Here is a 20,113-nt window from a genome sequence, read left to right as displayed (position 1 = left end):
GGCGGCGTCGTCGGTCGGACGACCCTCGGACTGGAGCCGGGGAGCGTAGTGCGGCCAGCCCGGGCTGGCGGCGGGAGCGTAGCGATCCGTGACGCCGGTCGGGCGGGTCCGCACGTAGTGACACGGCGGAAGGGAGGCGGGTCGGCGCACCGGCGGGGTCGTCGCCCGACGAGGAGGTGAGCGCGGAGCGACGAAAACGTAACGGTGGCACGGGGTCTCGATACGGTCTCGCCTAGCGGCTCGACCTACTCGACCACCTTGGTGCTTCCAGCCACTACTCGCCCGCATAAGAGGCAGGCGGTCTCGATACGGTCTCGCCTAGCGGCTCGACCTACTCGACCAGCTTGGGAGGGTCTCGATACGGTCTCGCCTAGCGGCTCGACCTACTCGACCACCTTGGTGCTTCCAGCCACTACTCGACCAGCTTGGCGCCGACGGGCTGGGCGTCGACCACCTCACGCCATTCGGTGTCCTCGACCGCCGACGCCTCGGTGGCCTCGGTCGCCAACTGTTGCGGGTCCAGATCGGGGTCACCCGGCTGCTCGTCGTCAGTCCGAGCGCCCGCATTCGCCTGGTGGGTAAAGCTTTCCAGCTCAGCGAGCACCGCGCCGTGCTGGTCGACGCACAGCATCACCAGGTCACCGGGGTTGGCAAGGTGCACCGCGTGACGGGTTGCCTCGAGCTCGTTCAGCACCGTGAGGACCTGGCGGCACCGGGCGCCGTCGGCCATCGCCTCCCGGACGCCCTCCTCGACCAGTGCGGCCGCCACACCCGGCGCGCGCCGGCGCAGGTTGTCGTCCTCACGCAGCACGAGCACGTCGAAGTACTGCGCAGCTGCTCTACCCAACTCGCGTATGTCGTCGTCGCGGCGGTCGCCGGCAGCACCGACCATGCCGATGCGCGAGATGCGATGCTCCGCGGCGCCTTGGCGCTGGTCGACATACCCCTGCACGAACTCGCCGAGGCGATGCATGCCCGGCGGGTTGTGGCAGTAGTCGACGAATACTTCGGCGTGGTTGACCTCGACGCGGTTCAACCGTCCGGGGGACAGGTAGTAGGACGTTGTGAAGGTCCGCAGTCCCTGTCGTATGTCGTGCAGTGGCGCGCCGGCCGCGAACGCGGCGCCGGCCGCGGCAAGCGCATTGGCGACATTCATCCGCGCGGTGCCACCGAACGTCGACGGCAGGAGGTGCGTCCAGGCCAGCGGCATCGAGCGGCGGCCCTGCTTGAGCACGATCATCTCGCCGCGGTCCGACGGCTCCAGAACCACGGCACGGGCGCCACGACGGCACTTCTCGTCGATGAATTCGCGCACCCGGCTGCCCGGTGGCTCCATCGAGAACCACACGATCGTCCCGGAGCACCGGCGGCGCATCGCACGCACCAGCGCGTCGTCGGCGTTGAGCACGGCATACCCGTCGCGCGGAACAGCTTCGACGATGACGGCTTTGACGCGCGCGAGTTGTTCGAGCGTGTCGATGCCGTGCATCCCCAGGTGATCGGGTGCGATGTTCGTGACGATTGCGATGTCGTTGCGGTCGTAGCCGAGACCCTCGCGGAGGATCCCGCCCCGCGCCACCTCCAACACCGCGAAGTCGACCCGCGGGTTCTGCAGCACCATGCGAGCTGACCGGGGGCCGGAAGCATCGGCCTTGATGACCAGCCGTTCATCGATCACGACGCCGTCGGTCGAGGTCATGCCGACCTTGCGACCGAGGCTCTTCATGATGTGTGCCAACATCCGCGAGGTCGTGGTCTTGCCGTTGGTGCCGGTGACGGCGACGACCGGGACACGCGACGGCGACCCCGGTGGGAAGAGTAGGTCGACGACCGGCTTGGCGATGAACTGCGGCTCGCCGACCGTCGGGTGGGTGTGCATCCGGAAGCCCGGTGCCGCGTTGACCTCGCAGATCGCGCCACCGGTTTCGCGCACCGGTGCCGTGATGTCGGGGCAGATGAAGTCGATGCCCGCAACGTCGAGCCCGATGAGTTGCGCTGCCTCCTCGGCAATTTCGACGTTGTCCGGGTGCGCGTCGAAGGTGCGGTCGATGGAGATCCCGCCGGTGGACATGTTGCCGGTGAGTGCCAGCTTGACCATCTCGTCCTGAGGCGCGACGTCACTCATGGCGTAACCCTGCTCGCGAACCAGCTCAACCGCGGCGTCGTCGACCACGATCCGGGTCAGCACCTTCTCGTGCCCGATGCCGCGCCGCGGATCGGCGTTGGTGGTGTCGACCAATTCCTCGATGGTGTGCTCGCCGTCGCCGATGACGTGCGCCGGAACCCGCTCGGCGATAGCCGCCATTCGTCCGCCGATGATCAGGCAGCGGTAATCCCGTCCGGTTATGAAGGATTCGACCTGCACCACACCGCGGCGACTCTGGTCGGCGGCGAGCGGGAAGGCCTCGCGGACCTCGTCCTCCGACGCCAGACCGAGGATGACACCGCGCCCGTGGTTGCCGTCGAGAGGCTTGATGACGACCGGGTAGCCGATCTTGGTGGCAGCCTCCGCGGCGTCCTCGGCGGTCCGGACCGTGATCGCCTTCGGCACCGGCAGTCCGGCGGAGCCGAGCAAGGTCGCCGTGAGGTTCTTGTCCCCGGCGATGTCGACGGCGAGTGCCGACGTGCGTGACGTCATCGTCGCCCGGATGCGCTGCGCGTGGACGCCCTGGCCGAGTTGGACGAGAGAGTACTGATTGAGCCGGTGCCACGGTATGTCGCGGCTGACCGCCTCGTCGATGATGGCGGCGGTCGACGGGCCGAACGCCTTACGGCCGGCTGCACGCAGGAACCGGTCGAGCTCGTCCTGAAACTCGAATTCTGCTGTGGACACGAGGAGTTCGTTGACGATCCGCACGGCGAGCTCGCCGGCTGAGACGCCGACCCGCTCGTCGAAGTAGTCGAAGATCACGTTGTAGACGCCCGGGCGACCGCTCTCCCCGCGCGTCTTGCCGCGGCGCATGTCGTGCCCGGCCTCCTGCTGCAACTGCAGCGCGACGTGCTCGGTGACGTGCCCGAGCCAGGTGCCCTCGCGCAGCCGCTCCACGAAGCCACCGCGGTGCCCGCGCGAACAGGTGTGGTGCTCCAGCCCAGGCAGCCACTCCATCAGGCGGTCGGTGAAACCGGGCAGCTTGTCGGTCGGGAAGGCCTCCAACTCACCGAGGTCGACCAGCAAATGGATCGCTTGGTCGTAGGCCCAGATGTTCGGACCCCGGTAGACCCGGGTGCGCAGGACCTTCAGCTGTCCAGTGGTCGGCGACCCTTGCATGGTTGCTGCTCCTCTCGTGGATGGTGTGGGTGAAGACCCGGTGGTGACGATTTGCTGGCTCCTATCGGCGTAACGCGGCTGCAGCTGTGGCTGTGTCGTGGCGATCCCTGCTCGTGGAGACGGCGAGATCGGCATACCTCTCGGTGAAGTCCGTGAGAGTCGCGGACTCGAGATCGAATGTCGCGCCGAAGGGCAGCGTGTGAACGACAGCTCCGGTCACCAGAAGAGGCGCGTCCCGCTCGGCCTGGTGCGCGTCGGTGACAGCGGTCCGCGCGTCGACGACGAAGACCGCGCCGGACCCGACCACGGTGAGCTCGGTGCCGCCAGTGATCTCGGCGGCGGTGTCTTCGTCGATGCCCATGCCGAGCAGGTTGGGCGATGTCGCGACCAGCGACAGCAGCCGGCCATAGCGGGCGCGCTGGTCGAAATGCTGGTCGACGATGACACCTGGGAGGAGTCCGAGGCCCGCGGTGAGCTGGCTCGACCGCTGGCGCGGGGTCACGCCCTCGTCGCCCATCGAGATCATGAACTGGCTCATGATCGACGCGCCGGCAGACGTGCCGGCGATGACCGCGCCGCGCTCGTAGGCCCGCAGGATCGCAGCACCCAGCGGCGTGCCGACGATCAGCTGGCTCAGCTTGAGCTGGTTACCACCGGACAGGAAGATCCCGGTCGCGCCGTCGACGAGTTCTTGCAGGTCGGCGTCGCTGCTGTGTGCCCGGTCGCTCGGGTCGACGGAGTCGATCTGCGGTGCGCCGAGCCGGGAGAACACTGTCGAGTAGACGTCGACGACCTCGTCCGGCACTGACGACGCCGTCGGGATGATCACGATGCGGGACTTGCGGCCGCCGGCCAGGCGCACGAAACGTCGCAGGATCGTCACGCGACCGACCTTGTCCTCGGCGCCGCCGATGATCAGCAGAGAACGCACAGCTGGATCAGACATGGGGTGATTCTAGGGAAGCGCCGGGGTCCACGTTGGAGCTGTCCGGCGCGGTGAGCCGGTCCGCCTCCTCGACGTCCTCGCGGGAGATGCCGAGCATGAACAGCACGGTGTCAAGATAGGGGACGTTGACACTGGCGTCCGCCTGCTCCCGAACGACCGGCTTGGCATTGAATGCGATCCCGAGGCCGGCGGTGGCGAGCATGTCGAGATCGTTGGCGCCGTCGCCCACCGCAACCGTTCGGGACAACGGCAGGCCCTCGGCTTCGGCGAACCGGCGTAACGCGCGGGCCTTCTCGGCGCGATCGACTACCGGCCCGTCGACGCGGCCGGTGAGCTTGCCGTCGCGCACCTCCAGCCTGTTGGCGTGTGCCCGGTCGATGCCGAGCTCGGTCGCCAACGGCTGCACAATCTCGATGAAGCCACCGGACACGACGGCGACCGAGAACCCGAGCTGGCGGACGGTGCGGACCAGAGTGCGTGCCCCAGGCGTCAGCCGTATGGCGCGGCGCACGTCGTCGAAGACCGAGACGTCGAGCCCCGCCAGGCAGCGCACCCTTTCGTGCAAGCTCTGCTCGAAGTCCAGCTCCCCGCGCATGGCTCGCTCGGTCACGGTCGCGACCTCGGCAGCGCGCCCGGCGTGGGCTGCCAGCAACTCGATGACCTCGTCCTGGATGAGCGTGCTGTCGACATCCATGACGAGCAACCGCCGGCCCCGTCGGGCCAGGCCGCCGGGTGAGACGGCGATGTCGACGCCGTGCTCGGCTGCCAGCAGCGCGAGGGCACGACGCAGTTGTGGCACGTCGGCGCCGGACAGGTCGAGCTCGAGGGTGGTCACCGGGTCACGTGACAGACGGCGGATCCGGTCGATGTTGGCGCTCTGGTCACCGATCGCCGAAGTGATCGCGGCCAGGCTGCTCGCGTGCAGCGAGGCCCCGAGCACGACCACCGAGGCGCGACCCGTGCGGCGTGCGGGGTTGTCACCACGGCCGGGCTCGACGGTGACGGTGAGTCCGAAGCCCTTGCCGACCTGCTCGATCGCGGTCGCCAGTGTTGCCCCGTCGTCGGTCGGCTGCAGCAGTGCGGTCAGCAACAGCCGCCCGCGGACGACTGCCTGCTCGAGGTCGAGGACGAATGCGCCGGCATCGGCGGCCACCCGCAGCAGCCGCGACGAGACCGCAGGGCGGTCCTCACCAGTGAAGGTGACCAGAAGGGTGTTCAGCCGTGGAATTGAAGGTGGCACAGGCGGATTCACGCCGGAATGACCGTGCCCTTGCCGACGACGGTGATGCCCGACTCGGTCACCGTGAAGCCACGGGCCCTGTCGTCGTCGTGGTTGAGCCCGATGCTCGCGTTGTCCGGCACATAGACATCTTTGTCGATGATCGCGCGGCGGATCCGGCAGGACCGCCCGATCTCGACGTTGTCCATCAGGATCGCGTCGTCGACCTGCGCGAACGAATGCACCTTGACGTTCGTCGAAAGCACGGAGTTGCCGATCACCGATCCGCTGACGATGCAGCCGGGGGAGATCATCGACCCGGTCGCCATACCGCTGCGATCGGAAGCGCCGTGCACGAACTTCGCCGGCGGGTAACCGACGTCGCTGGTACGGATCGGCCACGCATAGTTGTAGAGGTTGAAGATCGGGTGGATCGACACAAGGTCCATGTGTGAGTCGTAGAAGGAATCGATGGTCCCGACGTCGCGCCAGTAGCCGAAGTCGCGATCGGTGACTCCCGGAATGTCGTTGTCGCGGAAGTCGTAGGCATAGGCCTCACCCTTGTCGACGAAGGCGGGGATGATGTCGCCGCCCATGTCGTGCTTGCTGTTGGCGTTGTCGGCATCGGTGGTGACGGCCTCGACCAAGGCGTCGGTGTCGAAGACGTAGTTACCCATCGAGGCCAGGATCTCGTGCGGTGCGTCGGCGAGTCCCACCGGGTCCGAAGGCTTTTCGCGGAATGCGCCGATCTTCTGGCCGCCGCCCTCGGCGAGCTCGATGACTCCGAACTGGTCAGCGAGTTCGATCGGCTGCCGGATGGCGGCGACGCTGGCGCGGGCCCCGGACTCGATGTGCCGGTCGACCATCTGCGCGAAGTCCATCCGGTAGACGTGGTCGGCACCGACAACGACGACGATGTCCGGCTTCTCGTCATGGATGAGGTTGAGGCTCTGGTAGATCGCGTCGGCGGACCCGGCGAACCACTGCTTGCCGCGGCGCTGCTGGGCCGGGACGGGTGCGACGTAGTTGCCGAGCATCGTCGACATACGCCATGCCTTGGCGATGTGCCGGTCGAGGCTGTGCGACTTGTATTGCGTCAGCACCACCATCTTCAGGAAGCCGCTGTTGGCGATGTTCGACAGCGCGAAATCAATGAGCCGGTAGATGCCGCCGAACGGCACCGCGGGTTTGGCCCGGTCTGCGGTGAGGGGCATGAGTCGCTTGCCCTCGCCGCCGGCCAGGACGATCGCCAGCACAGATGGTCCACCTCGTCTCGACATGGTCATAACTTACGGCGCCCGAAGGGGCTAGCGTCAGGGGTTGTGAGAGTGGATCTGCTGACCAAGGAATATCCGCCGAACATCTACGGCGGCGCGGGCGTGCATGTCGCGGAACTGGTGCGCGCACTAAGACAGCTGGGCGACACGGTGCAGGTACGCGCCTTCGGTCGTCCGGTGGACGAGACGGACACGACCGGGTATGCCGATCTGCCGGAGCTCGGCAGCGCGAACGCGGCGCTGCAGACCATGGGAGTCGATCTGCGTATGGCGGACGACTGCGCCGGCGCGGACGTGGTGCACTCGCACACCTGGTACGCCAACTTTGCCGGCCACGTCGCGTCCTTGCTGCACGGCGTTCCGCACGTGGTGACGGCGCACAGCCTGGAACCGATGCGCCCGTGGAAGGCGGAGCAACTCGGCGGGGGATACCGGGTTTCGTCATACATCGAGCGCACGGCGTATGACGCGGCTGCCGCCGTGATCGCGGTCAGCCACGGGATGCGCAAGGACGTGCTCGCCAGCTATCCGGAGCTGGACCCCGCGAAGGTGCACGTCGTGCACAACGGCATCGACTCGGACTTGTGGCACCGGGACACCAGTGCCGAAGCGAAGGCGACGGTCCGAAAGCACGGTCTGGACCCAGAGGCGCCGACCGTGATCTTTGTGGGACGCATCACTCGCCAGAAGGGGCTGCCTTACCTGCTGCGTGCGGCCGCCGAGCTGCCTGCGGAGGTCCAGTTGGTTCTGTGCGCAGGTGCCCCGGACACCCCGGAGATCCTGCGCGAGGTCGAGGATCTGGTCGCCGGCCTGCGCGAGTCGCGCGACGGTGTGGTGTGGATCCCGGATATGCTCCCGCGCGCCGAGGTCATCGCTTTGCTCTCTGCTGCAACAGTTTTCGTCTGCCCGTCGGTCTACGAACCGCTCGGCATCGTCAACCTCGAGGCCATGGCGTGCGGCTGCCCCGTGGTCGGCACCGCGACCGGTGGCATCCCCGAGGTGGTGGCCGACGGCGACACCGGCTGGCTCGTCCCGATCGATCAGGTCACCGACGGCACCGGCACCCCGAGAGACCCGGACCGGTTCGTCGCCGACCTGGCGCGGACACTGACCAACGCGGTGGGTGATGCCGCCGAAGCGCACCGGCGCGGTGTGGCCGGGCGCGAGCGCGCAGTGCGTGAGTTCGCTTGGGACACCATCGCCCAGCGCACGCAGCAGGTTTATGACTCGCTGGTTCGGTAGTCACGCGCGCATCCCGGCGAGGTGCAGTGCCGCCGCGGTGGTCGCCTGCGCCATCGAGCGGTCGGTGAGCGACTGCAGTTCGCGCAGCGCGCGGTGGCGCTCCGCATCGGCCGTCACATCGAGCGCGTGGGAGTGGCCAAGGGCGAAATCCACTGCGGCGCCGACTGTTCCGGCGGTCTGCAGGATGCGGATCGCTCGTCCGGGAAGTCCGGACGGTAGACCCCACTCGCGCAGCGTGGCGACCTCATCCGCTTGCGCCCGTAGCGTCGAGCCGGCGAACGGCTGGATGTCGAGCGACTCGAGTGCAGCCGTCGCACGAGCGAGTCTGGTCCGCAGTTCGCGCTCGATCTGTGACTCGTGCAGCTCTTCCAACCGGTGGGCGGGGGTGGGAGCACAGTCGAAGGCGGTCAACCGGACCGTCATACCTTCGTCGCCCTCAGGCCCGAAGATCTCGATCGACGGGACAAGCGCGCCGCCGATGCCAGGAACGTAGACACATTCACCGGATTCGGTTGCGGCAGCGTTGAGTTCGGGATTGCCACGCGGCATGCCCGAGATGTCGCCGGCACGCGGCAGCGCACACGCGAGTACACGTTCCCCGAAGTCCTGCCACGTGGCCAGCTCCCCGACATCGCCGGCGACGTTATCGGCATCGGGCAGCGCCCTGCGCAACGCCTCGTCGAGGTCGAGATGTCCCGCCCAGGCAGCGGTGACCCACAGGCTGAGGCGGACGGCGGCTGGCAGATCGGACATGGCCGCACCAGCGTATGACGCGACCGCAAGACCAACTGCTGACCGGTCACCGTCACGAGGAGGGCACGCCGTAAGGTGCGTTTCATGTCGGATGTGCTGGCACTCGCCGGAGTGAGCGTTGTTCGCGGTCAGAAACGGCTGCTGGACGGCGTCGACTGGGAGGTCGAGGAGGGCGAACGCTGGGTCGTGCTCGGCCCGAACGGCGCCGGGAAGACGACCCTGTTGCAGATCGCCGCTGCCCGGATGCATCCGTCCGCCGGTGTGGCGGGCGTGCTGACCGAAGTGCTCGGCACGGTGGACGTCTTCGAGCTGCGGCCGCGAATCGGCTTGGCATCAGCCACAATTGCCGAGCGCATTCCGAACGGCGAGCGCGTGAGTGACGTCGTCGTGACGGCGGCATACGGCATGGTCGGGCGGTGGCGCGAGAAGTATGACGAGCTGGACCACGGCCGCGCGCGCGAGCTGCTGGATGCGGTCGGGGCGGGCCACCTGTCGGAGCGTCGCTACGGGACGCTGAGCGAGGGCGAGCGCAAGCGGGTGCAGATCGCGCGAGCCCTGATGACCGATCCCGAGCTGATGCTGCTCGATGAGCCGGCAGCGGGTCTCGACCTCGGTGGACGCGAAGATCTCGTCAGCCGCCTGGGTGAGATCGCGCTGGACATCGAAGCGCCCGCACTGGTGCTGGTGACCCACCACGTGGAGGAGATCCCACCCGGTTTCACCGACGTACTGCTGTTGCGCGACGGCAAGGTCGTCGCCGCCGGTCCCCTCGAATCGACGCTGACCGCCGAGAACCTCAGTGCGACCTTCGGGCTCGAACTCACCCTGGAGCGGGTCGGTGACCGGTGGGCTGCACGGGCCGTGCAGCGCCCTCGTGGACGCCACGCCGCGCACTGACCGACGCCGTGTCCCTCACCCACATCCTGCTGATCACCCTTGCCGGGGTTGCCGCGGGCACCATCAACACCGTCGTCGGTTCGGGCACGCTGATCACCTTCCCGACGCTGTTGGCCTTCGGCTATCCCGCGGTGCCGGCCAACATCTCCAACTCCGTGGGCCTGGTGGCCGGCGGCGTCTCCGGATCCTGGGGCTACCGGGCCGAGGTTTCCGGTGCTCGTGACCGGCTGAGACAGTTCGTGCCGATGTCGCTGCTCGGTGGCGTCACCGGCGCTCTGCTACTCATCTGGCTGCCGCCGTCGGCATTCAAGAAGATCGTCCCGACGCTGATTCTGTTGGGCATCGTGCTGGTCGTGATCGGACCCTGGCTGCAGAAGCGGGCAGCGCAGCGGCATCCGGAGGCCGACGCGGAGATGTCCCGTGGCCGCCGAATCATGCTCCTGGCAGGGGTTTTCGCCGCAGGAGCGTATGGCGGCTACTTCGGCGCCGCGCAGGGTGTGCTGCTGATGGGCCTGATGAGCGCGATGCTGTCGGACCCGCTGCAGCGGCTCAATGGCATCAAGAACATCCTCAGCACGGTCGTCAACGCCGTCGCGGCGATCACGTTCATCATCGTGTCGTTCCACAACGTGCGCTGGTCGGTGGCGCTGCTGATCGCGATCGGCTCCCTCATCGGTGGATTCATCGGCGCGAAGGTCGGGCGCAAGCTGCCACCGTGGTTGCTCCGCGCGTTCATCGTCGTCGTCGGTGTCATCGCGATCGCAACGATGCTCTGATCGTCAGTCGGGAAGCGCGCGCAACTGTTCCTGCAATGAACGGAGCGATTCCGGGGTCAGCGTTGCGCCATGCGCCATGACCTGCCAGCGCCACTCGCCACTGGTCCACTGGTATGTCGAGGCGTCGGCCCTCCAGAAGTCGCGCCGCCCGAGGGGGCGTCTGCCGATCGAAAGTGTCGGGTCGCTGCCGAGACAGCCGTCGAAGGAGCCGTCCTTCTCATGCTCGTTGACCTGGATGGGCCCGGTGTAGGTGAGTTGCACCGTCACTGGCTGCGGCGTGATGTGCTGCTCGACCCACGCCGCGCCTTCTCGCCTCTCGGCTTGGATTTCGGCCCACATGGCGGCGTCGCGCTCCTCCTCGGTCACCACCGGACCGTTCCAGCCGAAGACTGAATCATCGATGTCCGCGCCGACTTCGAATTCGAGCCAGCCCGCGAGCAACCCGGCGCGCTCATTGCGTTCCTGGAGCAGCAGCCCGGTCTCGGCGTCGACGACATACGTGAGAGGAAAGGGTTTGTGCGACGGTGGCGCCAACTGCACCTCCCACGCTGCGCGGCCGAGGTATTCGGTCGCGCGGGGTGGTCCGGTGGGACGGGTGAAGTCGTTGCCCTCGAAGCGGTCGCGGTCCGGTCGGACCACGAGACTCCAGACCGTCCCGACGTAACTGACCTCGCTGCCGCCCTCGTCCGGGCGGTTCGGGTGCTCATCGTGGAACTGCCATGCCCGGTCGGTGTCCTGGATGAAGAAGACAGTGCCGTCAAGACGGTCGAGTCGGTGCCGTGCACCCTTGATCCTGACGTGCAGCGTTGCCGGCCCGTCCTCGTCGGCGAGCACGATCGGGGTCAGTGGGGGTGCCTGGTGCTCCGACTCGAAGCTGCCGAAATACAGCTCGTGCTCATCGGTGCTGACGATCCCGCGCACCGTGAGATCGGGTTGCGGCGTGATCATGAGGTGCTGCAGATCCGACCAGGAGATCGATGCATCGGGCATGGCGGGAACGGTAGTGCTCCGATAACGCCTGCGACGTGAGCTTGCCGAAACTCGCGTCCTAGGCTGATCTGCTGTGCCAGTCATCGAGATCACCGACCCGGCCGACGAGCGGGTGCGCGACTACTTCCGGCTGACCGATGTGGCGCTGCGGCGCCGGGTCGAGCCGGAGAACGGCCTCTACCTCGCCGAGAGCGAGAAAGTCATCCGCCGCGCGCTCGGAGCGGGCCATCGGCCGCGTTCCTACCTGATGGGGCGGCGTTGGCTGACGGACCTCGCCGACCTGGTCGAGCAGGCCGATCGCGACGGGATCCCTGTGTATGTCGGGGCGGATGACGTGATCGAGGAGATGACGGGCTTCCACCTGCATCGTGGCGCACTCGCGTCGATGCATCGGCCGCAGTTGCCGCCATACACCGAACTGCTGCGTCACGCTCGACGGGTGGTGGTGCTGGAGGACATCGTCGACCACACGAACGTCGGCGCGATCTTCCGTTCTGCGGCCGCACTGGGAGTCGACGCCGTGCTGATCACGCCGCGATGTGCGGACCCGCTCTATCGGCGCAGTGTGCGGGTTTCGATGGGCACGGTCTTCCAGGTGCCGTGGACGCGCATCGATCCGTGGCCCGGCTCGGTCGACACGCTGCAGGCACACGGCTTCTCGGTGGCCGCGTTGTCACTGCACGACGACGCGATCACGCTGGACGAGCTGGCTGCGGATCCGCCGGACCGATTGGCGATGGTGCTGGGCACGGAGGGCGACGGGCTGAGCCGACGCACCGTGGACGCGAGCGACCTCGTGGTGCGGATCCCGATGTCCGGCGGAGTGGATTCGCTCAACGTCGCTGCTGCCACTGCCGTCGTGCTGTGGGCGACACGCCTCACAGGCCCCAGCATTACCGCTGGCATCGAATGACCAGTAGTTTCAGGTAACCAGCGACATTTCAGATCCGACCGAAAGGTACGTCATGGATACCAAGACTTGGTGGATCATCATCGCGATCATCGTCGTCATCGTGATCCTCGTTCTCATCGCAGCGTGGCAGGGCAAGCGACGTACTGCAGCTCGACGGGACCAGGCGCAGCAGTTGCGCGGCAGGGCCAAGGACAACGAAGGCACCGTCGTCGAGAGCCGTCACCGGGCGGAGACGGCGGAAGAGCAGGCGGAGCGCGCACGGGCCGAGGCCGAGGAGAAGCAGCGGAAGGCGGCCGAGTTGGAGGCTGAGGCCGAGCACGAGCGGAAGACCGCAGAGGCGGTCGAGCGCGATCACCAGGAGACGTTGAAGAAGGCCGATCGCCTTGACCCCGACACTCCTACTGACCGGCACGGCAATCGCGTCGAGGGCACGGGCTCCCGCGGTGACGGTGAGAGCCGGGTCGACCCGAACACCGACCAGCCGGTTGAGGAGGCCGCACGTGAGCGGCAACACGTCGTGCGCCCGGACGGCTCAGTCGGTGACGAGCGTCCGGCGACACACGACCAGGAGCGGGTCGTTCGTCCCGAAGGCGATGCCGACGGCACGGCAACAGAGCACGGTGCGGATGAATCGGACGGCTTGAAGCCGCGAGACACGGTCAACCGGCTGTTCGGCCGTCACGCGCACACAACGGATCCCGAGGACAGCGGCAACGGCGAACCGCCGACTCGCTGACCCGAGAAGCTATTTCGCCTGGTATGACGCCGTGATGACACCACGGGCGAGGAGACTCCCGCCCGTGGTGAACATCGCGACCGCGCCGCTCGCCGAGTCGTCCACGCCGAGGTCGTCGCCGACCGCGTGCACCGCGAACATGTAGCGGTGCGGGCGGTCGCCGACCGGCGGGGCCGCGCCGTCATACGCCTTGTCCCCGAAGTCGTTCCGCAACTGGAAGGCGCCCTCGGGCAGGCCGGTCCCGGAGCCCGCACCTGCGGGTAGCGAGGTCACGTCAGCCGGTATGCCGAGCAGTAGCCAGTGCCAGAAGCCGCACGGTGTCGGGGCGTCCGGATCGAAGCAGGTCACGACGTAACCCTTGGTGCCCTCCGGTGCGCCGGACCAGGACAGTTGCGGCGACACGTTGCCACCGGTGAATCCCCAGTCGTTGTAAACCTGTTCGTCCGGCAGAGGGTCGCCATCGGCGAAGGTCTCGCTGGTCACTGTGAGTGACGCGGTGCGCGGCAGCAGGGAGTAGGGGTCAGGGGCTTCAGGGCGTTCGAGATCCATGTTCCCAACGTACTTCTGGTCAGGAACCCGCGCGAGCGGCCTGCGAAATCAGCGTGTATGACGCCCGACGTTCCGCCGGGTCGTGCACGTTGGTGGTGATCATCAGCTCGTCCGCACCGCAGTCCTGAGCCCGCGCGACGATGCCCTTGTAGACCTCCTCGCCGGTGCCGGAGGTGACGAACCGACCCAGCTTCTCGACGATGCCGTGCTCGAGCGGGGTCCACTCGTGCGCCGCTGCTTCCTCGGGTGTGGGCAGCGGGCCGGGACGGTTCTGTCGCAGCCGAACAGTGGACAATGAGGCTGCCAGATCGAGTTGCGTTGCGCGCTCGGCGGTATCGGCGGCGATCGCCGACACCGCGAGCATGCTGTGCGGCTCGGTCAGCCCGTCCGGCCGACCGTTCGGTTGGAACGAATTGCGGTAGGCATCGAATGCTTCCCGAGGGTCGACACTGCCGAAGTGACCGGCGAAGGCGAAGTTGGTGCCGAGCAGGCCGGCGGCCTGTGCGCCATACAGGCTGGAGCCGAGGATCCAGATCGGCGGCAGCGGCACATCCGTCGGCTGTGCACTGATCGGCGCGAACGGATGATCGTCCGGGAATCCGTCGACATACGCACGCAATTCGGCGTATTGCTGCGGGAAGTCGTCGGCAGCCAGCGCCTCTTTGCTGCGGCGCAGAGCGAATGCGGTCAGCTGGTCGGTGCCCGGAGCGCGACCCAGGCCGAGGTCGATCCGGCCGGGGTGCAGGGCTTCCAGCACCCGGAACGTCTCGGCGACCTGCAACGGCGCGTGATTGGGCAGCATGATGCCGCCCGCGCCGACCCGGATGCGCTGGGTGGCGGCCGCGACGGTGGCAATCATCACGACCGGTGATGAGCTCGCGACACTGGGGATGTTGTGGTGCTCGGCAACCCAATACCGTTGATAACCAAGGGATTCAGTATGTTGCGCGAGGGCGATCGTCTCTTGCAGTGCTTGGGAGGCGGTGCGGCCCGAGGCGATGGGGGAGAGGTCCAGCACGGACAGGGGTATGGCGGCAGCAGTCACGCCACGTGCAACGTCACGGGGAGGACCTCGCATTCCACGAATCGGGCGATTGGCTACGGGTCGGTAGGGTTCCAGCCATGGAACCGATCTACTCCGGCGTCATCAACTTCGCCCGCGGCGTCTTCGCCGTACAAGGGCTGAAATTCGAACGTACCGGGTCCGAGAACCTCCCACGCACCGGCGGGGCGGTGATTGCGATGAACCACATCGGTTACTTCGACTTCTCCTACGCCGGCTATTCGGCGCTCGACGTCGGCCGGTTGGTGCGCTTCATGGCCAAGAAGGACGTCTTCGACCACAAGATCTCCGGTCCGCTGATGCGCGGTATGAAGCACATCCCGGTCGACCGGGCCGCCGGCGCGGGTGCCTATCGTGCCGCGGTCGACGCCTTGCGGGGCGGCGAGCTGATCGGTGTCTTCCCCGAGACCACCATCTCCCGGTCGTTCGAGCTGCGTGACTTCAAGTCCGGGGCCGTCCGTATGGCGCAAGAGGCGGGCGTTCCCGTCATACCGCTGATCATCTGGGGTTCGCAGCGCGTCTGGACCAAGGACCTGCCGCGCCAGATGCGGCGTCCCAAGGTGCCGATCCGGCTCGATGTCGGTACGCCGATCGACATCGCAGCCGATGCTGATGTCGACGCGGAAACCGCTGCTTTGCGTGCTCGGATGGAAACCATGCTGCACGCGGTGCAGGACAGCTACGAGACGCTGACCGGTGATGATCTGAAGTACCTGCCGGCTCGTCTCGGTGGCACGGCGCCGACGCTCGAGGAAGCCAACGCATTGGACGCGAAGGAAGCGCAGGAAAAGGCAGCCAAGCGGGCTGCGAACGGCTGACAGCGCGGTGGTTGTCAGTGCCGACTCACAGACTGACACCATGACGAGCGTGACTTCTAGGGCGATCGAGACCGTCGCCGACGAAACCCTGAGGGTTCTCGCCGGTCCTGGTGCGCGGCTGCGTGACGGACAGCTGGAAGCGCTGCAGGCGCTGACTCGGCCGGGTGCGCGCGTGCTTGTCGTGCAGGCGACCGGCTGGGGCAAGTCCGCGGTCTACTGGATCGCCACGTCCTGGCTGAGGGCGCAGGGGCGGGGACCGACCCTGGTCATCTCTCCGTTGCTGTCGCTGATGCGCGACCAGGTCGCCGCGGCCGAGCGTGCCGGCCTGCGGGCGGCGACGCTCAACAGCTCCAATATCGGTCAATGGCAACAGATCGAGGAAGATCTCGCCGCTGGCGCGATCGACGTGCTGCTGGTCTCACCGGAGCGGCTGGCCAACCCGACGTTCGGTGCGCGGGTGATGAAGTCGCTGACTGGCGCCCTCGGGCTGGTCGTGGTCGACGAAGCGCACTCGGTGTCCGACTGGGGACATGACTTCCGGCCCGACTACCGCCGGGTGACGGACGTGCTGCGCCGGCTCAACCCGGAGACTCCCGTGCTGGCGACCACCGCAACCGCCAATGCGCGGGTGGTCGATGACATTGCGGCGCAGTTCGGCGAGGGCACACTCGTCCTGCGCGGCCCGCTGGCGCGGGCCAGTCTGCAGCTTGCGGTGCTTCCGCAACTAGACCCGCTACAGCGTTTTGCGTGGGTGGTCGATCATCTGCCGCAACTGCCGGGCTCGGGCATCGTCTACACGCTGACGGTCGCCGACGCAGGTCGACTGACCGAAGCCATCCGCAGTCGCCATGGCGCGGATGTGCCTGTGGCGGCATACACCGGGCAGCTGGACTCCGACTCGCGGGAAGCCCTGGAGGAAGACCTGCGCGGCAACCGGGTCAAGGCGCTCGTGGCCACCTCGGCGCTCGGGATGGGCTACGACAAGCCGGATCTGGGGTTCGTCATACACGTCGGGGCGCCGCCGTCGCCGGTGTCCTATTACCAGCAGGTCGGTCGTGCCGGCCGTGCGATCGATCATGCGCTGGTGGCGCTGTTGCCGTCCGCGGGGGATGACGGCGTTTGGGACTATTTCGCGACCGCGACCATCCCCAAGGAGCCGCAGGTGCGCCGACTGCTCGATGCGCTCGGCGGAGCGGGGCAGCCGATGTCGGTGCCGCAGCTGGAGGCAGAGAGCGGACTGCGTCGCACCAAGGTCGATCTGTTGCTCAAGCAGCTCGCGGTCGATGGCATCACCGAGCGCACCGCCGACGGATGGAGCGCGACCGGCACCGAGTGGAGCTATGACCAGGCGCATTACGACGGTGTGCTCGCGGTCCGCCGCCGCGAGGCCGACATCATGCGCAGCTACATCCGCGGCGACCAATGCCTGATGCAACTGCTGCAGCAGTCGCTCGACGATCCGGAGGCAGAGCCCTGCGGCCGATGCTCGGTGTGTCTGGGCCGGTTGCCGGACCCACTGCAGCCAGGCGCTGCCGCTGAGACGATCACCGGGGTGCGGCAGCTGCTCCGTTCGGGGCAGCAGGTTCTGGAGTCGCGCAAGATGTGGCCCGGTGGCACTTTTGGTCGGCGCGGCCGGATCCCCGCGGCCGAGGCTGCCGAGGAGGGCCGGGTGATCGTGCACGCCGACGCGCCCGAGTGGGGCGACCTGCTGGCCGGCGCGCTGCGGTCCGACGCGCCGCCGCCCGCCGATCTCGTCGAAGCGTGTGTGCGCACCCTGGCGCAGTGGACCTGGAGCGAACGTCCGGAGCTGATCGTGGCGCTGAGCGCTGCCGGGCATCCTCGGTTGGTCGGCGGCGTGGCCGACGCACTCGGTGCGGCGGGACGGCTTCCGGTGCAGCGCTGGGCGGTCGACGCGACACCACCGGCAGATGCGACGTCGGTCGATGAAGCCACCTTCTGGCGAGATGCCTTGGAAGACAGCGAGACTCCCGATGCTGCCGGACAATCTGTGCTCCTCGTCGTCGACGCCTCATCGTCCGGTTGGGTCGTCACGGTCGCCGCCGCAAGACTGCGTATGGCGGGAGCTCGCGTCATACTTCCGCTGTTGCTGCATCGAACAATTGGCTGACGCACCGGCCGTTGGCCCGGGGTTCACCAGTTCTCCCGAGGACGTCCGGTAACTTCGACGACATGCGAGCACTCACGGTCATCCCTGGAAAGTCCGGCAGCCTTGCGGTGGAGGACATGCCCGAGCCGGACACGGCTCTCGGGGATGTCCTGGTCGACGGCCTTGCCGTCGGCGTGTGCGGCACGGACCACGAGCTCGCCGACGGGGATTACGGGTGGGCGCCGGAGGGCTCGGAGCGGCTGATCCTCGGTCACGAGTCGCTCGGCCGGGTGCGAGAAGCGCCGGAGGAGTGGTTTCGCCGCCGGTGACCTGATCGTCGGCGTGGTGCGGATGCCTGACCCGAAGCCGTGCGGCGCATGCGCGCACGGTGAGTGGGACATGTGCCGGAACGGCGAATACACCGAGCACGGCATCAAGTCGTTGCACGGGTTCGCGGCAGAGCAGTGGCGGGTCCATGCCGAGCATGCGGTGAAGCTCGACCCGGCGCTGGAGTCGGTAGGCATGCTGATGGAGCCGACCACGGTGGTCGCGAAAGCGTGGGAGCAGGTCGACCGAATCGGTGGCCGTGCGTGGTTCGAGCCGCATTCGGTGCTGATCACCGGTGCCGGGCCGATCGGCCTCCTGGCCGCGATGATCGGCGCTGCCCGCGGGCTCGACGTGCACGTGCTGGACCGGGTGAAGGACGGCCCGAAGCCGCAACTGGTCAAAGACCTTGGCGGGACCTATCACTCCGACCCCGTCGACAAGGTGATCGACACGATCGAACCCGACGTCATCATCGAGGGGACCGGTGCAACACCGGTCATCAAGGCTGCGCTCGGCAACCCCAAGCCGTATGCCATCACCGTCCTGACCGGCATCTCCGACCCCGGTGATCAGGAGACCGTCGACCTCGGCACCATCAACCGAGTGGCGGTGCTGGGCAACGGCGCGGTCGTGGGCTCGGTGAATGCCAACCTGCGCCACTACGAAGCGGCGGCGAAAGCGCTCGCGGCTGCCGACCTGAAATGGTTGGAGCGGTTGGTCACCCGACGAGTGCCGCTGGAGAAGTTTGCCGACGCGTTCGCGCTCCAGGACGACGACGTCAAGGTCGTGCTGACCCTCTGATCAGGGAGAATGGCGCAGTGCGATCCACGGCCAGCATCATGCATCTGGACCTCGACGCATTCTTCGCAGCGGTCGAGCAGCGCGACAAGCCCTCACTGCGCGGTAAACCGGTGTGCGTCGGTGGGATCGGTGCCCGCGGAGTGGTGGCGACCGCGTCATACGAAGCCCGCCGGTTCGGCGCCCGGTCGGCGATGCCGACGGCCGAGGCACGGCGCCGGTGCCCGTCAGGAACGGCATTCCTCTACCCACGCGGTGACGCCTATCGCGAGTCCAGTCGCATCGTCATGGACCTCTTGCGTTCGGTGTCGCCTGTCGTGGAGCAGGTCAGCGTCGACGAGGCGTATGTCGACCTCGCCGCAGCCGCGGACATCGACCTGAGTGCTGCCGGAGTGCGAGCCGTCGCCGAGCGGCTGATCGCCGAAATCCAAGATGCCACAGGCGGTTTGACCGCATCGGCGGGCATCGCGAGCTCCAAGATGCTGGCCAAGATCGGGTCCGAGCTGGAGAAGCCGGCCGGGCTGGTCGTCGTGCCGCCGGGGCGAGAGCTGCAATTGCTCGGGCCGCTGTCGGTGCGTGTCGTGAGCGGGATCGGTCCGGCCACCGAGGCCCGGCTGAGGTCGTTCGGAGTTGAGACGGTCGCCGACCTGCAGCGCATGGAGCGCGCCGACCTGGTGAGCATCTTCGGCTCGGCACACGGCGGCAGCCTGCACGAGTTGGCGCGGGCACGGGACGATCGGGAGGTCGTGGTCGAGCGAGAGGCCAAGAGCGTCTCCGCCGAGGAGACCTTCGAGCACGATGTCGTCGATCGTGAGGTACTGGACGCCGAGCTGGTCAGTCTGGCCCGGCGGACCGCGGCGCGACTCGGCAAGTCAGCGGCGTTCGCGCGAACTGTCACCATCAAGGTTCGGCAGCACGACTTCGCCACCTCTACCCGCTCGGAGACATTGCTGCACCCCACCGGGGATGCCGGGGTGATCCTCGACGTGGCACGGCGGTTGCTTGCAGGGGTCGACGTCTCGAACGGCCTGCGGTTGTTGGGTGTTGGCGTTTCGGGGCTGAGCGCGCACGCGCAGGAGCAACTCCGGTTCGACGAGCCGGAGGTGCACTTAGCGGCTCAGTTGCCCTTCACCGATTCCGACGGGACCGAGCCGGAGGAGGCGGCCGTGGATATGGACGTGCCGGCCACCCCGGCCGGCGACGTTCGACGCACGCCCAGTCCGGCGGCATACACGGGCGACGGACCACCGACATGGTGGCCGGGTCAGGACATCGCGCACTCCGAGTACGGCGCCGGCTGGGTCTGGGGCAGTGGCCTCGGCCGGGTCACCGTGCGCTTCGAGGGACCGACAACCCGGCCGGGCCGGGTACTCACGTTCCGTGTCGACGACCCGGAGTTGAGCAAGGCGGACCCGCCGCAGTGGTGAGGTGACC

At 67.6% G+C, this 20,113-nt stretch carries 18 protein-coding genes; 10 read left to right on the top strand and 8 right to left on the bottom strand.

What is annotated here, in order from left to right; translation table 11 throughout:
• Positions 1-412: 412 nt before the first annotated feature.
• The 4 genes from cphA to glgC form a co-directional block, all read right to left on the bottom strand.
• The gene (gene cphA / locus ACFQDH_RS18465; protein WP_382403852.1) at positions 413-3,268 is read right to left on the bottom strand and encodes a cyanophycin synthetase; all 2,856 of its coding nucleotides are present in this window, start codon (positions 3,266-3,268) and stop codon (positions 413-415) included.
• A 61-nt stretch (positions 3,269-3,329) separates the two neighbouring features.
• A complete protein-coding gene (locus tag ACFQDH_RS18460) occupies positions 3,330-4,214 on the bottom strand; it encodes a cyanophycinase (protein ID WP_382403851.1) in 885 nt (294 codons plus the stop codon).
• Positions 4,207-5,454, bottom strand: coding sequence for a phosphoserine phosphatase SerB (serB, locus tag ACFQDH_RS18455; protein ID WP_382403850.1), 1,248 nt, complete (start codon positions 5,452-5,454; stop codon positions 4,207-4,209). The genes ACFQDH_RS18460 and serB overlap by 8 nt, the downstream gene beginning before the upstream one ends.
• A gap of 8 nt (positions 5,455-5,462) precedes the next feature.
• A complete protein-coding gene (gene glgC, locus ACFQDH_RS18450; RefSeq protein WP_382403849.1) occupies positions 5,463-6,713 on the bottom strand; it encodes a glucose-1-phosphate adenylyltransferase in 1,251 nt (416 codons plus the stop codon).
• Between the two features lie 42 nt (positions 6,714-6,755).
• Here glgC and glgA point away from each other — a divergent pair, with 42 nt between their 5' ends.
• Positions 6,756-7,952 (top strand): glycogen synthase, encoded by a 1,197-nt coding sequence (gene glgA / locus ACFQDH_RS18445; protein WP_382403848.1) that lies wholly within the window; start codon positions 6,756-6,758, stop codon positions 7,950-7,952.
• Here glgA and ACFQDH_RS18440 read toward each other — a convergent pair whose 3' ends face one another.
• Positions 7,953-8,705 carry a hypothetical protein gene (locus tag ACFQDH_RS18440; protein WP_382403847.1) on the bottom strand — a complete coding sequence of 251 codons (753 nt, stop codon included), beginning with the start codon at positions 8,703-8,705 and terminating at the stop codon, positions 7,953-7,955. It abuts the gene before it with no gap.
• A gap of 84 nt (positions 8,706-8,789) precedes the next feature.
• Here ACFQDH_RS18440 and ACFQDH_RS18435 point away from each other — a divergent pair, with 84 nt between their 5' ends.
• Together ACFQDH_RS18435 and ACFQDH_RS18430 are read left to right on the top strand one after the other, a co-directional pair.
• Positions 8,790-9,602, top strand: coding sequence for an ABC transporter ATP-binding protein (locus tag ACFQDH_RS18435; RefSeq protein WP_382403846.1), 813 nt, complete (start codon positions 8,790-8,792; stop codon positions 9,600-9,602).
• A gap of 8 nt (positions 9,603-9,610) precedes the next feature.
• Complete coding sequence (locus tag ACFQDH_RS18430) at positions 9,611-10,378, top strand: sulfite exporter TauE/SafE family protein (protein WP_382403845.1); 768 nt, start codon at positions 9,611-9,613, stop codon at positions 10,376-10,378.
• 3 nt (positions 10,379-10,381) lie between these two features.
• Here the strand turns inward: ACFQDH_RS18430 and ACFQDH_RS18425 are convergent, their stop codons facing one another.
• The gene (locus ACFQDH_RS18425; protein WP_382403844.1) at positions 10,382-11,368 is read right to left on the bottom strand and encodes a hypothetical protein; all 987 of its coding nucleotides are present in this window, start codon (positions 11,366-11,368) and stop codon (positions 10,382-10,384) included.
• Between the two features lie 73 nt (positions 11,369-11,441).
• Between ACFQDH_RS18425 and ACFQDH_RS18420 the strand changes: the two genes are divergently transcribed.
• Both ACFQDH_RS18420 and ACFQDH_RS18415 read left to right on the top strand, forming a co-directional pair.
• A complete protein-coding gene (locus tag ACFQDH_RS18420) occupies positions 11,442-12,281 on the top strand; it encodes a TrmH family RNA methyltransferase (protein ID WP_382403843.1) in 840 nt (279 codons plus the stop codon).
• 52 nt (positions 12,282-12,333) lie between these two features.
• A complete protein-coding gene (locus ACFQDH_RS18415; RefSeq protein WP_382403842.1) occupies positions 12,334-13,017 on the top strand; it encodes a hypothetical protein in 684 nt (227 codons plus the stop codon).
• Positions 13,018-13,026: 9 nt separating this feature from the next.
• Here ACFQDH_RS18415 and ACFQDH_RS18410 read toward each other — a convergent pair whose 3' ends face one another.
• Both ACFQDH_RS18410 and ACFQDH_RS18405 read right to left on the bottom strand, forming a co-directional pair.
• Positions 13,027-13,566: a YbhB/YbcL family Raf kinase inhibitor-like protein gene (locus tag ACFQDH_RS18410; protein ID WP_382403841.1), complete on the bottom strand. Its 540-nt coding sequence runs from the start codon at positions 13,564-13,566 to the stop codon at positions 13,027-13,029.
• A gap of 19 nt (positions 13,567-13,585) precedes the next feature.
• The gene (locus tag ACFQDH_RS18405) at positions 13,586-14,644 is read right to left on the bottom strand and encodes an LLM class flavin-dependent oxidoreductase (RefSeq protein WP_382403840.1); all 1,059 of its coding nucleotides are present in this window, start codon (positions 14,642-14,644) and stop codon (positions 13,586-13,588) included.
• 44 nt (positions 14,645-14,688) lie between these two features.
• Between ACFQDH_RS18405 and ACFQDH_RS18400 the strand changes: the two genes are divergently transcribed.
• From ACFQDH_RS18400 to ACFQDH_RS18380, 5 genes are all read left to right on the top strand, one after another.
• Positions 14,689-15,447 (top strand): lysophospholipid acyltransferase family protein, encoded by a 759-nt coding sequence (locus tag ACFQDH_RS18400; protein WP_382403839.1) that lies wholly within the window; start codon positions 14,689-14,691, stop codon positions 15,445-15,447.
• A 40-nt stretch (positions 15,448-15,487) separates the two neighbouring features.
• Positions 15,488-17,575, top strand: coding sequence for a RecQ family ATP-dependent DNA helicase (locus ACFQDH_RS18395; RefSeq protein ID WP_382403838.1), 2,088 nt, complete (start codon positions 15,488-15,490; stop codon positions 17,573-17,575).
• Between the two features lie 62 nt (positions 17,576-17,637).
• On the top strand, positions 17,638-17,883 hold the full coding sequence (locus tag ACFQDH_RS18390) for an alcohol dehydrogenase catalytic domain-containing protein (RefSeq protein WP_382403837.1): 246 nt from the start codon (positions 17,638-17,640) through the stop codon (positions 17,881-17,883).
• 22 nt (positions 17,884-17,905) lie between these two features.
• Positions 17,906-18,682 carry an MDR/zinc-dependent alcohol dehydrogenase-like family protein gene (locus tag ACFQDH_RS18385; RefSeq protein ID WP_382403836.1) on the top strand — a complete coding sequence of 259 codons (777 nt, stop codon included), beginning with the start codon at positions 17,906-17,908 and terminating at the stop codon, positions 18,680-18,682.
• Between the two features lie 17 nt (positions 18,683-18,699).
• Positions 18,700-20,106 carry a DNA polymerase IV gene (locus ACFQDH_RS18380; protein WP_382403835.1) on the top strand — a complete coding sequence of 469 codons (1,407 nt, stop codon included), beginning with the start codon at positions 18,700-18,702 and terminating at the stop codon, positions 20,104-20,106.
• Positions 20,107-20,113 lie beyond the last annotated feature (7 nt).

This window comes from Flexivirga alba (assembly GCF_042661025.1).
Classification (GTDB): domain Bacteria; phylum Actinomycetota; class Actinomycetes; order Actinomycetales; family Dermatophilaceae; genus Flexivirga; species Flexivirga alba.
Note: the sequence above shows the minus strand (reverse complement) of the source record. Positions and strands in the feature narration are given on the sequence as shown.